Source organism: Salipiger sp. IMCC34102, assembly GCF_004145405.1.
GTDB lineage: Bacteria > Pseudomonadota > Alphaproteobacteria > Rhodobacterales > Rhodobacteraceae > Loktanella.
This window is the reverse complement of record NZ_SELQ01000010.1, coordinates 38,421-53,403: the sequence shown is the minus strand read 5'-3', so window position 1 is coordinate 53,403 and position 14,983 is coordinate 38,421. Positions and strand designations below refer to the sequence as shown.

General features: G+C 64.7%; 12 protein-coding genes. 3 read left to right on the top strand and 9 right to left on the bottom strand.

Features of this window, described 5'->3' with window-relative positions; translation table 11 throughout:
• Nucleotides 1–185: 185 nt before the first annotated feature.
• The 4 genes from EU805_RS15750 to EU805_RS15735 form a co-directional block, all read right to left on the bottom strand.
• On the bottom strand, nucleotides 186–1,337 hold the full coding sequence (locus tag EU805_RS15750; RefSeq protein ID WP_129764936.1) for an NAD-dependent epimerase/dehydratase family protein: 1,152 nt from the start codon (nucleotides 1,335–1,337) through the stop codon (nucleotides 186–188).
• A gap of 13 nt (nucleotides 1,338–1,350) precedes the next feature.
• On the bottom strand, nucleotides 1,351–2,433 hold the full coding sequence (locus tag EU805_RS15745) for a polysaccharide biosynthesis protein (RefSeq protein WP_129764935.1): 1,083 nt from the start codon (nucleotides 2,431–2,433) through the stop codon (nucleotides 1,351–1,353).
• Between the two features lie 34 nt (nucleotides 2,434–2,467).
• Nucleotides 2,468–2,818 (bottom strand): hypothetical protein, encoded by a 351-nt coding sequence (locus EU805_RS15740; protein WP_129764934.1) that lies wholly within the window; start codon nucleotides 2,816–2,818, stop codon nucleotides 2,468–2,470.
• A 130-nt stretch (nucleotides 2,819–2,948) separates the two neighbouring features.
• The gene (locus tag EU805_RS15735) at nucleotides 2,949–5,222 is read right to left on the bottom strand and encodes a glycosyltransferase family A protein (RefSeq protein ID WP_165351990.1); all 2,274 of its coding nucleotides are present in this window, start codon (nucleotides 5,220–5,222) and stop codon (nucleotides 2,949–2,951) included.
• A gap of 445 nt (nucleotides 5,223–5,667) precedes the next feature.
• Here EU805_RS15735 and EU805_RS15730 point away from each other — a divergent pair, with 445 nt between their 5' ends.
• Nucleotides 5,668–6,777, top strand: coding sequence for a DUF2793 domain-containing protein (locus tag EU805_RS15730; protein WP_165351989.1), 1,110 nt, complete (start codon nucleotides 5,668–5,670; stop codon nucleotides 6,775–6,777).
• Here the strand turns inward: EU805_RS15730 and EU805_RS15725 are convergent.
• The gene (locus EU805_RS15725; RefSeq protein ID WP_129764931.1) at nucleotides 6,774–7,739 is read right to left on the bottom strand and encodes a replication initiator protein A; all 966 of its coding nucleotides are present in this window, start codon (nucleotides 7,737–7,739) and stop codon (nucleotides 6,774–6,776) included. The two genes, EU805_RS15730 and EU805_RS15725, sit on opposite strands and share 4 nt — an antisense overlap.
• Before the next feature lie 418 nt (nucleotides 7,740–8,157).
• On the opposite strand from EU805_RS15725, the gene EU805_RS15720 reads away from it, so the two are divergent.
• Both EU805_RS15720 and EU805_RS15715 read left to right on the top strand, forming a co-directional pair.
• Nucleotides 8,158–9,537, top strand: a complete 1,380-nt coding sequence (locus tag EU805_RS15720; protein WP_165351988.1) for an AAA family ATPase — start codon at nucleotides 8,158–8,160, stop codon at nucleotides 9,535–9,537.
• A 130-nt stretch (nucleotides 9,538–9,667) separates the two neighbouring features.
• The gene (locus EU805_RS15715; protein ID WP_129764929.1) at nucleotides 9,668–10,693 is read left to right on the top strand and encodes a ParB N-terminal domain-containing protein; all 1,026 of its coding nucleotides are present in this window, start codon (nucleotides 9,668–9,670) and stop codon (nucleotides 10,691–10,693) included.
• A gap of 64 nt (nucleotides 10,694–10,757) precedes the next feature.
• On the opposite strand, the gene EU805_RS15710 is transcribed toward EU805_RS15715, so the two are convergent.
• From EU805_RS15710 to EU805_RS15695, 4 genes are read right to left on the bottom strand one after another with little or no spacing between them, the layout of a single operon-like run.
• Entirely contained in the window at nucleotides 10,758–11,429 is a 672-nt protein-coding gene (locus EU805_RS15710; RefSeq protein ID WP_129764928.1) for an ABC transporter ATP-binding protein, read from the bottom strand.
• The gene (locus EU805_RS15705; RefSeq protein ID WP_242494200.1) at nucleotides 11,426–12,736 is read right to left on the bottom strand and encodes a sugar transporter; all 1,311 of its coding nucleotides are present in this window, start codon (nucleotides 12,734–12,736) and stop codon (nucleotides 11,426–11,428) included. Before EU805_RS15705 ends, EU805_RS15710 begins: the two co-directional genes overlap by 4 nt.
• Nucleotides 12,737–12,767: 31 nt before the next feature.
• Nucleotides 12,768–13,760, bottom strand: coding sequence for a glycosyltransferase (locus tag EU805_RS15700; protein WP_129764927.1), 993 nt, complete (start codon nucleotides 13,758–13,760; stop codon nucleotides 12,768–12,770).
• Nucleotides 13,757–14,905, bottom strand: coding sequence for a UDP-galactopyranose mutase (locus EU805_RS15695; RefSeq protein WP_129764926.1), 1,149 nt, complete (start codon nucleotides 14,903–14,905; stop codon nucleotides 13,757–13,759). Before EU805_RS15695 ends, EU805_RS15700 begins: the two co-directional genes overlap by 4 nt.
• Nucleotides 14,906–14,983 lie beyond the last annotated feature (78 nt).

The window sequence follows — 14,983 nt, the reverse complement described above, 5'->3', positions numbered from 1 at the left end:
TGGCCGTGCACGGTGTAAATCGATGGACCGTACTTTCTGAGGCTCTTTGAGAAAGACCCGGGGACTAAAGTCTCCGGGTCAGCTGTGTGCGTTTTGTCGATGTGACCTATCTGTTCCAGCTCCGGGCTTAGGACCGGATGCGAACGGGGCCGCGGGCCGCCGGTGTCAGTAAGACAGGCCGACGGTCACTTCTTCCACGCCACCCCGCGGAAGATCCGTTCCTGCACGATCTGTTCGCGGTAGCACAGCACCAGCTGCATCATCTCGTCCATGGTCGCATCGGTCAGCTTGTTGGGCTGCAGACCCAGATCGAGAAGACCGGTATGTACGGGATTGTAGTAGTGGTCCTCCATCTCCTTGCGCGGGTTGGGCAGGCTCTTGACCGTGACGTCGAGTCCCAGCCGCTCGCCGGAGGCGCGGACCCGTTCGGCAAGGTCGTTGACAGAGAAGGTTTCGACGAACTGGTTGAGCACGCGCAGCTCGCCTTTTTCGACAGGGTTCTCGACGGCCAGCTGCACGCATTGCAGCGCATCCTTGATATGCAGGTAGCCGCGGGTCTGACCGCCCTTGCCGTAGACGGTCAGCGGATAGCCGGCCGCCGCCTGCACCATGAACCGGTTGAGCACCGTGCCGAAGATCTCGTCGTAGTTGAGGAACGGGAACAGCTGGTCGTCCTCGCCGGTCTCGTCGGTGGACAGGCCATAGACCGGGCCCTGCATCAGGTCGGTCACGCGCAGGCCCCAGACCCGGACGTAGAACCACAGCAGGTCGGTATCGAGCACCTTGGTCGTGTGATAGAGCGATCCGGCGGCGCGCGGGAACAGGAACCGGCCCGAGCGGCCCTTGTGCTCGATGTCGATCCAGCCTTCCTCAATGTCGATGTTGGGGGTGCCGTATTCACCCATCGTGCCCAGCTTCACCAGGTGCGCGTCGGGGGTGTATTCGGCCATCGCCTGGATCACGTTGAAGGTGACGCCCAGGTTGTTGTCGAGCGTCAGCCGTGCGGCGGTGCGGTCCATCATCGAATAGGGCGCAGAGGGCTGTTCGGCGTAGTGGATGATCGCGTCGGGGCGGAAATCCTCGAAGACCGACGAGATGAAGCTCCAGTCGTTCAGGTCGCCGATGCGGACTGCCACATCGTTGCCGGACCGCTCTTTCCAGAGCCGCGCGCGGGCGTCCAGGTTGGGCACCTCGAGCAAGGCCTCACAGTCCACTTCGCGCATCAGGCGACGGCGCATGTAGTTGTCGACGGCCAGGACCTCGTGGCCCGCGGCCGAAAGCTTCATGGTGGTGGGCCAGCCGATGTAGCCATCGCCGCCTAAGATCAGAACTTTCATGTCGTCTTTCGCTTTATGTTGTCTTTTGGGCCAGAAGCCGCGCCGTCGCGGCGGGCAGGACGCCATCGCGGTTCAGCATGTCGCGGATCTCGTTTGCATCCATCAACGGCTGACGGTCCGAATGATAGACCACCTCCGAGGCTGCCATTTCGATGTCGTCATAGGAATAGGTCTGCGCGCGCTGGGACTGGGTATGGCCTGCGGGCAGCACGATGAGGAACTTCTCTCCTTCAAGAAGCCGTCCGGCCTCCTCGTCGGTCGACAGCTCCTCCCACAATTTCTCGCCCGGGCGCGCGCCGGTGACCTTGGTCTCCACCGTTTCGGGATCGACGTCATGCAGTGGTGCCAGATCGGCGATCATCGTGGTTGCCAGATCGACGATGCGCAGCACCGGCATTTTGGTGATGAAGACCTCGCCGCCCTTGGCCAATACCATGCTTTCGATCACCAGATCGGCGGCTTCTTCCATGGTCATCACGAAGCGGGTCATGCGCTCGTCGGTAATCGTAACCGGCCCGCCTTCGGCGATCTGGCGCGTGAAAAGCGGCACAACCGATCCGCGTGACCCCAGAACATTGCCGAAGCGCGTGCAGGCGAACTTTGTCCGGTTCGACTTGGCCTTGAGGAAGTTCATCGCGGTAAACAGCCGCTCGCCCATGAGCTTGGTCGTGCCCATGACGTTGGTAGGGTTCACGGCCTTGTCGGAGGAGGTGAAGATCACCTTCTCGAGGCCATTGGCGATGGCCGCCCGGCCCACGACCTCGCAGCCGCGGATGTTGACGTTGAGCGCCGAGAACGGGCTGCGCTCGCACGACGGGACGTGCTTGAGCGCCGCGGAATGAAAGCAGACGTCCATCCCCGTGAAGGTCCGGCCGATTTCGGCTTCGTCGGTAATGTCGGCAAGGTAGAACTCGAGGTCATTGCGACCTGAGTATTCCATCTCCATGTCGAAGAGTGCGCTTTCGTTGTTGTCGATAACACGGACCATGGCCACGTCGAGCTGCAGCAGCTGCTCCACGATCTCGCGCCCTACGGAGCCCACGCCGCCGGTCACGACAACGCATTTGCCTTTGAAATAGCTTTTCTTATCAATCATCTGGCGGGTCGACTTTTTCATGTTAGGGCTATTATCAGCGTTTGAGGATCCTTGAGAGATTCCGGAGCGGAGCGGTGATCCGCCACGACGTACTGGTCGTCAGCGCCTTGAGCCGTCTCTCGGCGGCTATCCTGGCGGTCTTTTCGTCCTTCAGCTTGTCCTTGAGGCCCTCGACACGTTGCCGGACCTTTAACAAAGTTGTTTCAGCCGTGTCTAGACGGTAGCGCAGCCCGGCCTCGACCCGTTCCTCCAGCGCATCGCGCTCGCGGGCCAGCCTTGCATAAGCCGTGCGTAGATCCGCCGGGCTCGTGACAGGATCGGGATCCGCAGATGGCAAAGTGGCATCATGATCGTGCGCGATGGCGTCCGTCTCTTTTATCGTCATTGGGTTCTCCCGGTATTCTGACAGGGGACCGGACCGCGTACCACGCCGCCATACGCCCCCGGCAGATCGAAGCGGTCGGGACATGTGGCCATGGTGCCTACCCGCCCGTGGATCGTGATCGGCACCAAGCTCATGCGTTCAGCCTGTCGCTCAGGCGGCCGGTCGTGACGGGCCGCAGATCGTCCATGATGATCCGCGCCGCGCTCAGCTTCCAGGTATGCGACGCCTCGTCGGCGCCCCGCTGGACGACCATCGAGATCCCGTCACCACTGAACATCCGAAAGCCGCCCGCGCGCAGTCGCTCCTGCCAGTCGCCATCGGCGGTATTCTTCATCGCCATCGAGAACGGCGGCAGACCCGCTTCGGCATCGCCTGAAAGACTTGCGCCCGAAACCGGCACCGGACCGGCAAGCAGGGAACTGCAGCGCGCAGTCACGCGTTCGCGCCAGACCGTCTCGTCAGGCCCCTCGAAATAGAAGGCTGCCGCCTGTCGGCCAGTTGCATCCGCCTGGCTCGCGCGAAAGTAGCCCGCCGTCTCTTCGAGGTAGGTATCGGCGTAGAAATCGTCGTCGTCCATCTTGACCCAGTAGCGCCCGGTCGCGTCGGTGATCCCGCGGTTGAGGCATTCGCCGACCGTCGCGGTGATCGGCAGGGCGTGAACGTGTTCGTTGTCACGCAGCGCGGGCAGGTCCCGGGGGATCCCGCCGGTATTGAAGACGACGATCAGCTCGGCGTCCGGCCAGCTTTGTCGGCGAAAGTTTTCCAGACAGGCCGGGAAAAGATGCGGTCGGCGCGTGGGCAGCACCACGCTGACACGCGGGCGGTCGAAGCTTTTCGGGAAAGGGTCGCGCCCAAGCAGTGCCGTTCGGTCGGCGCTCGTCCAGACACAGTCCCGCGTTACCTGCCGCCAGAGTGTGCGCCAGCGTCTCTGGCGGACCCAGGACACCCGCATCAGGGTCTGCAGGCGAAGCAGGTCGGGGGCGGAGGCGACGGTATCGAGTCCGGAGAGGATCGGTTCGTTCCCCTCGTAGGCGCCGAAGAGCACCGGGATCGCCCCGGATGCGATGGCGTCGATGGCAATCTGGGCGAGGGCTGCGTCACTGCGCACCGACCGCCCCGGCAAGAGCACCAGGCGCGCGGCCTGAAGCAGCGCGCGCGCACGGGCCGGGATATGTTCGGCTACGATCTCGAGGTCCGGGTTGGTCAGGCGCTTGGACAGGGTCGAGCTTTTGAAACCGTAGGTGAAATCGCACAGCAGCGTGTCGTAAAGCGCCCCCCCGTCGACAAGATCGAAAAAGGTGGGCGACTGCGATATATCGGTCGCGGCGGGCACCAGCATCAGATCATCCGGCCGGTCACCGGGATGTGCCATGGAAACAGAGGCGGGCTCCACCCCGCGCGCGACGATGGCGTCGGGGGCGAGGTCCGACCAGTCCTGCCCCTGCCCTTCCGCGATCACCCGATCCGCGCGGTCTGCCGCCCCGCGCCAGAGCGGCGCCACGTCCGGCAGACCCGTGACCCACAAATGAACCGGGATGCCGCGCGCGCCGGCGGCCTCGAACAGGGCCGCGCCACGCGCCGGCAGATCGCCCCCGAAACCCGCCGAGAACGCCATCTGCCAGTCGTCGCGCGGCGCCGGCGTATCTGCCCCCGCCTCCACGACCACCACGTCCGGCACGAACATGTCGAGCTGATCGTGGACCTCGGACTCGCGGATCCAGATCGTCTCGGCGATGGCCCCGAGCCTGTCGTATCCACGCGGCGACCCGATGAACCCCACCTTGACCGGTGTTTCCGCCCCGGCCCGCTGGCGCGCCGTGCGCAGCGCATGATCGCGCAGTTCCGTCTCCATCGCGTCCAGACCAAGCGCGGCGGACCAATCCCCGCCCCGCGTATGGGCTGCGATCAAGGCCTCGGCCTGATCCGCAGGGGTCCGGATCGGACCGTCCCAGAGGGCAGGCAGATCGCCGGCGTCCTGCCAGACCCGCGCCGCCAGATCCAGCCTGAGCGCGACCTGCCGCTTGAGGTCCCCGAGCAGACGCTGCCCCTCGTCGGCGTGCCAGAGCACCGACAGCGGATCCAGGTTCACGCGATGCAGCGCGACGCCCTCGGGCGGATCCCCGATGGTCAACCGCGCCGCGTCGGGCGGGGCGACCAGAAAGCGGATCGCCGTTGCCGCAACTCTCGCGCTGTCTTCAAGCGGCCCCGCCGGGGCGACCTCGATGTCGAGCGGGCCCGGATCGGTCAGCGCGAGTGCGCCGCAGCCCAACCGCGGATCGAGCGGCCGGCCTTGCGCGTCCGAAAAGACCACGGGCATCTCGCAGATACCGCCGGCGATGTCGGAGACTTTCTGCAGCAGCAGGGTGAGCTGATAGATTTCCCCAGGTCGGACGTCGAACTCCACCGGCACGTTCAGACCGCGTCCCCGGATATTCCCTGGACGGGGCCAGACGAAAAAACGCGGCTCCGGATCCTGGCACTTGAGAATTTCATACCCCCGCTTCCCGGCTTTACGACGATCACCTCCCGAGACCCGATCCCGGTGATATGTCTGTATAGTGGCACAGAACGATTTGCTATCCCGCCAAGGCGGACGTGCGCGGACATTCACTCGGCACAAGCAAATCCCCGTTGCAGCGTCATCCGTGCGCCTCGGATGCGGATGGAAGGAACCGTGGGCGGACCCGTTTGCCAGGCTAGCCGGGTACATCGGGTTGCTTCGGATGGGCTAGACCCTCCCTTCAAGAACGCCCTTGGCGTTGCGCCCGCAGCGCGCGGCACCCTCATCTGCCGTTATCCCCTTTCGACCGACACCTTCGCGCATCCTCACCCCAGCGGAGAGCATGCCCATGACCACCTTCTCCCCTCGTCTCGATCTGCCTTTCATCGAAGGGACACAGGCCCAGAAACACGTGACCCACAACGAAGCCCTCGAACGGCTCGACATTGCCGTGCAGGCCAGCGTGCAGTTGTGGGACGCCACGACGCCCCCCGCCAGCCCGCCCGAAGGCCAGTGCTTTCTGGTAGGGGACGCGGCGTCGGACCCCTGGGCCGGGCACGCAGGCGACATCGCGGCCTTCGCGGGCGGCGGCTGGCTGTTCCTCACGCCACAGACCGGCTGGCGTATCTGGGACGCAGAGGCGGGCGTGCTGAAGCTGCGCACCGCGCAAGGCTGGACGTCCCTGGGCGGTGCGCTCGATCTGCAGAACCTCGACGGGATTGGGGTCAACGCGACCTCGGATGCGACCAACCGTCTGGCGGTGGCTGCGGATGCGACCTTGCTCGACCACGACGGCGGCGGGCATCAGCTCAAGATCAACAAATCCGATACGACCCAGACCGCGAGCTTGCTGTTCCAGTCCGATTTCGCCGGCCACGCCGAGATGGGTCTGGCGGGATCGAACGACTTCAGCGTCAAGGTCAGCGCCGACGGATCCACCTTCACCGAAGCCTTGCGGATCGACGCTGCCACGGGACAGGTCAGCCTGCCCGCGACGCCCACCGGCCCCGCGATCTGCCAGCTGCGCAACAGCGACACCACGACCAACCTGCTGTCGGCGAATTTCACGGATGTGCCGATGAACGGAGTCGAGGACCTCCGCGATACCGCGACGTTCGAACGCGCGGGCGATGGGATCCGGTGCCTGACAGGCGGACGGATCAGGGTCCACGGCCAGGTCATCGGCTCGGGAACCGGCATCGACCGTGCGGCCTTCGACCTTGCGGTGGCGATCAACGGGGTTCGGCATCCCGGAATTGGCCAGTCGTCCTATGCCCGTGGCAACAGCGGCCATTATACCGGCACCAGTTACGTGACCCGCTGGGTGACCGTCGCTGCCGGTGACATCGTCACGCTTCAGTCGCGGCAGGCCGCCACCGACCCCGGACCGCTGGTCATGCTCGACGGCGAATGCCTTCTGGTCACGGAACACCACGTCCAGGCAGCCGGATCCTTCTAGCGCGCCACACGGCCTTTCAGCCAACCCAGGAAGGCCGCGTCCGCGGAGCGCAGGCGCGGCTGACCGGAGGCCACCCAGAAGCCTCGCCACTCCGCCTCCAGCGCGTAGACGTCCGCGCCGGGGGCCAGGGCCCGGGCCCGTTCCAGCGTATCCGATGACAGCGTCGCCCCCGCCTCGGCCGGCACGCCGCGGCGGGTCACCCGGATCAGGTCGCCCGGCTCTTCGGCCAGCGCGTAATCCGGCAGACCGTCGGCCTCGATCATTCGGCGCAAGGCCGCACGGAATACCCGCAAGGGCGCGTCCGAACCTGCCTTTTCATGCAGCGTGGCGACGCTGGCCACCCAGGTCCGCTGGTGGCCGCAATGCTTACGGGCCAGTTCGTAGATCCGCCGCTCGAGCGGTTTGCGCAATCCGAAGTACTCGCGGCTGAGTGTCAGCACCGACTTGGACTGTACCGCGCGGAACAGCCACTCCGACAGGGTCACCCGCACGCTTACCATCCGGCCGCCACGGTTGCGGCGCACGATCTCCCAGGCGTCGATGAGGCCGAAGCCGCTGGTGGTCTCGATGTCGCCGGTGGCGATATTGGTGGTGATGCGCGTACCCGCCAGCCGCTCGAAGGCGTCGCGCAGGCGTGTGTAGCTGTCGCCGCCCGTATCGCGCCGGGTGGCGATCAGCAGATCGTGCGCGGTCAGCGTCAGCGTGCGCGCGATGGCGCGGCCCGCGTTCAGCGCGGCCATCAGCTGGCTGATGCAGTAGATCACGATATCCTTGTCGTGGATCGTGGCGCGCCCGCGGACGGAAGGCGTCACCGTGACCGTCACGTCGCCGCGGGTGTAATGCCGGATCGTCCGGTCAGGCCGGGTCGAGAGCGAGAACATCGGATGCTCCATCGACCCCAAGTCTCCCTTGGGGGCGGCATCGAAAAGATCGCAGACGAAGAAGTCCTGTGCCGTGCTCATGAATGTGCCTGCCGCTCGTGCCGATCGTTGCCAGCCTTGGATTCCCGCTTCGGGGTTTCAGTGACACCCTAGAGTTATCCACAAGCATCTGTAAACGCCCCGTGACGGCGGATCGGAGTCGCAGGCTCGGGGGATCGGAATCGCGCCATCGGGGGATCAGAGTCGCACCAGTGTTTCGGTGACGCCCAAACCCACGAGAATCCAGCGGGTTGCAGAAAGTGCCCAAACCCATAACGACATTCTAACCATATTTAACCCCATGTTTTTTTTTTCTGTCTGCCCACCCCGTGGTAGTAGGATGGTAATCCGCCTTGTTTTCTTGAGAAAAGCACTGCCATGTGCAACCTTTTCTTCCATGTGCGGCGTTTTCGCGTATATTGACCGAAAGCCCGCACATAAGGGTGAACCAGAGGTCCATATGACAGGCACGCTTCCCCCCTATTTCCGCATCAACCCCGATGCCGCCATGGCCGAACTCGAAGGCTCCGTGACGACCGAAGGCTTCGCACAGATCGCCGCCGCCGCCCGGTCGGGACGCGATGATCTGGCCGGTCGCGGTCTAGCCGAAGACGGGCGGCGGCACCTGCGGCTTTTTTCCACCTGGGAGATCACGCGCTACCTGATCCCCGTGGCGCCCGCGCATTTCCGGCGGGTGCTGAAACAGAACCCCGACCTGCCGCAGGGCACTTCGGAGACGGCCGGCGGGGCCAAGTGGTTCACCCTCGACGAAGTGCTGCGCCTGCGGGCCCACTTCGGACGCGAGGGATCGAAGGCCAAGGAATACATCCCCTACCGGCCCGAGGGTCTGCCCGCCAAGATGATCGCCGTGGCGAACTTCAAGGGCGGGGTGGGCAAGACCTCGACGGCGGCGCATCTGGCGATGTCGGCGGCCCTCGACGGCTACCGGGTGCTGGTGGTGGACCTCGACAGCCAGGCCTCGATGACCTCCGTCTTCGGCGGCCGCGTGGAGGACGAGTGGCAGACGGTCTTTCCGCTGCTGGCGCGTCACTATGCGAAACATCTGCAATCCGACAACCAGCGACGGCTGGACCGGGGCGACGCCCCAACCCCGCTGGACGACACGTTGACGGAAAGCCTTGGGATCACCGCGCAGAGCCTCGTGCAAAAGACCCACTGGCCCAACATCGACCTGATCGGCGCCCAGCTGAACCTGTACTGGGCCGAATTCCAGGTGCCTGTCTGGCGGATGCAGGGCCGTGGGTGGAAGCTGTGGGACGCGCTGACCCACACGTTGGAAGCAGACGGGATCCTTGACGAATACGATTTGGTCTTTATCGATACCCCCCCTGCCCTAGGTTACCTCACCATCAATGGGTTGGCGGCGGCGGACATCCTGCTGGTGCCGGTGGGGGCGTCGTTCCTTGAGTTCGATTCCACCGGCCGCTTCTTTGACATGCTGCACACGACGTTCCAGTCCATCGAAGAGGGCGAAAACCTCGCAGCGCGCGCGCTGGGTCGGGAAGAGATGGCGTTCCAGTGGGATGCGGTCCGCGCCATCGTCACCCGTTTCGATGCGGGACAACAGACAGAGATGGCCGGACTGATGCAGGCCTATCTTGGCAAGACGCTGTCACCGCACCGACAGGATTTTACGGCACTCATCGGTCAGGCAGGTGAGCACGTGCAGGGGATCTACGAAGCGGATTACCGCGATTTCAACCGAGAGACTTATGCCCGCGGACGCGAGACCTTCGATGCCACCTATGCCGCCTTCAAGACCCTGTTGTTGGGGGCCTGGCGGCGGGACGAGATTGCGCAACGGGACGCCGCGGAATGAGTTCTATATTACATAATATGTTTCGCATGCGAAACATCATGGATTCGAGATATAATTTTCGCGCACCGCACGGTGGGGTCGGAACGCATTTATTTTGCGGCCCCAAAGAGGCGCAAAAGGAGGACCCGGCATGGCAAAACGCAAACGTCTGACACCACCGGACCCGGCGCAGGGGCGCACCGCCCCGGCATTGGAAACCAAGAGCGCTCTGCCCCGCGGCATGGGAGCGTCTCGGATGCCGATCGCGGATGTGGCACAGGATGCCTCGGCTTCGGCTGCCTTGGCGGAGGTGGCACAGACCCTGACGGATGCGCGCAACGAAGGGCGTCTGATCCAGCGGTTGCCGCTGCACCTGATCGAAGCAGATCACCTTGTACGCGACCGGATGGCGGCGGATGCGGACGAGCTGCAAGTGTTGAAGGACAGCTTGCGCGAGCGTGGCCAGCAAACGGCGATCGAGGTGGTCGCGCTCGAAGGCGGACGTTTTGGCCTGATCTCTGGCTGGCGGCGTCTCGCCGCGATGCGGGATTTGACGTTAGAGACGAAAGACCTTGCGTTCGACACAATACTGGCGTTGGTACGGACACCTGCCGATGCCGCGCACTCCTACGTCGCGATGGTCGAGGAGAACGAAATCCGCGTCGGCCTGTCGTTCTACGAACGCGCGCGGATCGTGGCGCGGGCAACGGATCGGGGGGTATTCCCATCGGACCGTGTAGCGTTGTCCACATTGTTTGCAGCAGTGTCGCGGTCGAAGCGGTCGAAGATCGGCAATTTCGTGGGGTTGGTGCGGGCGTTGGACGGGGTGCTGCGGCACCCTACCCATCTGACCGAGCGCACCGGTCTGGCGCTGGCACAGGCCTTAGGCGTGGATCCCGGGCTGGGTGATCGGTTGGCGACAGCGCTGGAGACCTTGCCAAACCGCGATCCCGGAGAAGAGACAGCTGCCCTGTTGCGGACCATGAACACTCCACCGGCCACTCCGCCGCCTTACGCGCGTGAGGATCGCCCCAAGCTGCCCAGTCAGCGCGAAACGCTGCCGTCGGGTCTGAGCATCCGGATCGAGGCCAACGGTGACATCCGCCTGTCGGGGATCGCGCTGCAAAGCCCGTCCTTCGTGAAGCGGTTGATGGCCGTGATGCGGGACGTGGAATAGAGCCGCATTCAGAACCTTGCGGCAGATACTAACACGCCCATCAGAGCCTGTTTCGCAGTGAAACCTATTCGTCTTCGTCAGAGCCCATGTTCTGGTGGTGCTGGTCGATGGCATCATTGATGTCTTCGAAGTAAGTCATCTTGCCGTCGTCCAGAACGACACCCGACTGGCACAATTTCTTCAGCTGCCGCATCGAGTGGGTGACCACGATGGCGCCGGACCGTTCCATGCGCGCAAGGAAGGCTTCGCGGCTTTTGCGCTTGAAGGCGGCATCGCCGACGGCCGTGACCTCGTCCACGAGGTAGGTATCGAAGGGGATGCCGATCGATAGCCCGAAAGCGAGCCGCGACTTCATTCCAGACGAGTAGTTGCGTACGGGGGCATAGAAGTGGCCGCCCAGTTCCGCGAAGTCCTGCACGAAATCCATCAGCTCGTCGGTGTCGACGCCGTAGATGCGCGCCACGAACTTGGTGTTCTGCGCACCGCTCATGGCGCGGTTGAAGCTGCCCGCAAAGCCTACGGTCCAGCTGACTGTACCACTTTTGGAGATCACGCCTGCATCGGGTGCGACCGAACCGCCGATCATCTTGAGCAAGGTCGTCTTGCCCGCACCGTTACGGCCCAGAAGCCCCACCGAGCGTCCGGTGGGAAAGGTGATGTTGGCGTTCTCGAAGATGGTCTTGCGCCCGCCGCCGGGGGTGCGGAAGACCTTCGAGACGTTTTCGAAGCGGATCATTTTCGGTCGCGGAAGGCGTAGTACACGAGACTGGCAATCGCCCAGATCAGAAAGCAGAAGAGCGCGATCAATCCCAGGATCAGAAACCGCTGGGGGTACTGCGATCTCTCGGCCAGCGTGGGCGTGATGTAGGGGGCCAAGTAGAACGACTGGCGGGCGGCGTCCGCGCGCGCAGTGTCCAGCGCCGTCAGGGCCCGCGCATAGGCGGCCTCGACGTATTCGCGTTCGACGGTCAGCCCTTCGAATTCGGCCACGGTGGTGGCGTATTTCACACCCTCGGGGTCGGTCGATCCGCCGCCCGATCCGAACTTGCGGCGTTCCTCTGCGATACGCGCCTCAATCACGTCGAGCCGGCGGCGGGCCTGTTCGACCCGCGGGTCGGAAGCCCCCGCGGTTTCCGAGATCAGGTCGTATTCGATCAGCGCCGCAGCCTGCTGGGCCTGCAGTGTGTTCAGAAGGCCCATCTGCCCTTGGATGTCGGCGTTGAGGTCCACGATCTGGTTTTCCAGCCGGAAGGCGGTGAAGGCCTCCCGGACTTCCTTCAGCCGTTCGAGCGCCACGTCGAGATCTTCCTGGGCATAGCGGGTGGCATCGGTGCGGGCGATCGAGGAAAGCTCGTTCACCAAGTTGGAGCTTTCGGCGAAGATCGCCTCGGCGATGCGGGTGGCGTCGGCGGGGTCGTAGGCCAGCACCATCAGTTCCATCAGCCCGGTGCCACTGTCGTAGGAGACGCGAACCATACGCTGCCAGAAGTCCACGAGGTCCTCGATGGTGGCGCCGTCGGGATTGAAGGACATCAGCGGGTCGGTGTCCGCGTGCACCGAGTATATCTGCCTGAGATCGAGGGCCACATCGACCTTCCGGACCATTTCCTGGCTGGAGATGTATTCGTAGAGGATATCCGTTTCGCTGCTGGCGGACCCGCCGCCCAGGCCCGCGCTGAGCCCGCCGATCAGATCGGAGGCTGAGGCGGAGTCCTCGCTTCGGACCGTGAAGCCCAGGGTCGAGGCATACTGGTCTGCGGCGCGGGTCCAGAGATACCAGCCGGAAAACGCGACGGGGGCGACGACCATCAGGAAAAAGACCACCAAGAGTCCCCAGTGCCGCGCCTTGGCGCGGGCGGGACGCGCCACGGGGCGGGTTCCGGGCAGGGCAACGCCTGCTGTCTGTTGCGGGGATGCCTCGTCCGAGGTGGACTTCGAGTCTTGGTCCTGTGGGGCCTGCTGGGCATTCGAACTGACCAGGGCCAGTCGTTCGGCGCGGCGTTCGGCCTTTTCCTTCTTGGTCGGTGGGGTCTTGTCGGTCATCGGCGTTGGGCCTTTTCTGCTCGGGCGCAGTCTATGCTGAAATACTGGCCTTGTCAGCGGCTCTTGCAAGGTCGTGTGCGGGATCGTGACGGCCGCGGCGGCCCAGAAGGCCATCGCGGATGCCGCGGCGCATGAGGGTGTAATAGGCGTCGCGCTGCGGACCCTTCGGCGCGTGGCGGCCGCGGCGGGTCCACTGGACGATGTAGAACGCCAGGGCGGCGGGGAACAGCAGGCGGCCCGCGGCCTGGCGGGCGACGGCGACGCCGTTGCGGGTCAGGTAGTAGACCTTCCACACCGGGCGCACCATCAGCCCTTCGGTCAGGGACCGGCAGTCGTGCTCGAAGCGCACCGCGGGGGCGAGCACCACGTCGAGCCCCGCCCGGCGCAGTGCCAGCGAATAAAGCACGTCGTCGCCGTAGATGAAGAGCCCGCCTTCGGGCAGGCCGACCCTGGACACCGCGCGGCGGTTCACGAAGTAGCCTACGAAGGAAGCCACATCGATCTCGGTCGCGGCGGCCTCGGGGGCCAGCGCGCTGTCGGGGACGTGGAAGCTGGAGCGGGTGTCGCCGAAGAGGGTCTTGAGGAACAGGCCCGCGTGCCAGAACGGGTTGCGCGACGGGCGGTTCATCTCGCACACGTCCCCGTCGGGGAAGGTGACGGCGGCGGCGATGCAGCCGAGGTTCGGAAATTGCGTCTCCAACACGGGTGTTTCGCGGCGAAACGTCTCGATCGCGCGCGGCAGGGGGCGGGCGTCGTCGTCCATCAGGACCATCCAGTCGGGATCGAGCGCGTCACGGGCATGGGCCATGCCCGCCTCGAAGCCGCCGGCGCCGCCGGTGTTGTCGTCGAGCGTCAGCACCCGGACCCGGTCGCCGCCTTGCGTGGCGAGCCATCGGGCCGTGTCGTCGGTGCTGGCGTTGTCGACGACGACCACGTGGTCGAGCGCTTCGTCCAGCAGGCGGGGCAGGGTGATCCGCAACTGCTCCAGCCGGTTGTAGGTGACGACGATGGCACAGATTTTCATAGCGGGGCCTGCGAGAAAAGCGGCGGCGTGTCGCCCGACTGGTGCGCGGCAAGGAAGGCGCGCGCGGTGTCGAGCGCCTCCCGGATGGTGACGTCCATGTCGAGGTAGCGGTAAGTGCCCAACCGGCCCATGAAGGTGACGCCCTCCGTTTGCCGGGCGCGGGCGACGTAATCGGCGAGCAGGGCTTTCTCCTCGACCAGGCGGATCGGGTAGTAGGGGGTATCCTCTGGGCCGCAGGCGCGGGCGTATTCACGGTAGAGCACGGATTTCTCGTGGGTTTCCCAAGGGGCAAAATGCTTGTGTTCGGTAATGCGGGTGAAAGTCACGTCAGGGTCGGGATGGTTCATCACCGCACAGCCCTGCCAGTCGCCCACCGCCCGGAATTCTTCGAAGTCGAGCGTGCGGTAGCCGAGGCGCCCCAGCGCGTAGCCGAAGAACCCGTCAAGCGGGCCGGACCAAAAGACATGATCCCAAGACCCCGTGTCTGCAGGGTCGAAAGTCGTCTCCAGTTTCACGGTGATCAGCGGATGGTCGAGGATGTTGGCGACCAATTCGGTGTAGCCGTCGCGCGGCATCCCCTGGTGCGGGTGGGCGAAGTAATTGTCGTCGTAGTTGAACCGTAAGGGCAGCCGCTTGAGGATCGAGGCGGGCAGGTTCGCGGGCGAGGTGCCCCACTGCTTTTCGGTGTAGCCTTTGAAGAAGGCGGCGTAGAGCTCGGGCCCGACGAAGGCCAGCGCCTGGTCCTCGAAGGAGCGCGGCTCGGGGATGTCGGCGGTGAGGGTGGCGACATGGGCGCGCATCTCTTCGGGGCGCAGGGCGGTGCGGAAGAACTGGTTCATCGTGTGCAGGTTGACCGGCAGGGTGTAGACCTGGCCCGCGTGGGTGGATTTCACGCGGTTCTTGTAAGGGTGAAACGTGGCGTGGCGCCGGACGTAGTCCCAGACCTCGTCGTCCGCGGTGTGGAAGATATGCGGCCCGTAGGTATGGACCATGACCCCGGTGTCGGCGTCGCGGGCGGTGTGGCAGTTGCCCGCGACATGCGAACGGCTGTCGACGACCGTGCAGGGCAGGCCCGCATCCGCCAAGTGGCGGGCGACCACGGCGCCGGAGAATCCCGCGCCGACCATCAGGTATCCGTTCGCCATTCCGCAGCCCTTCTCGATCGGTTTGCGCGGCTTTACAGCACCTTGTCGCCGGGGCAAAGGCGGGCTTTGGCAATGCGC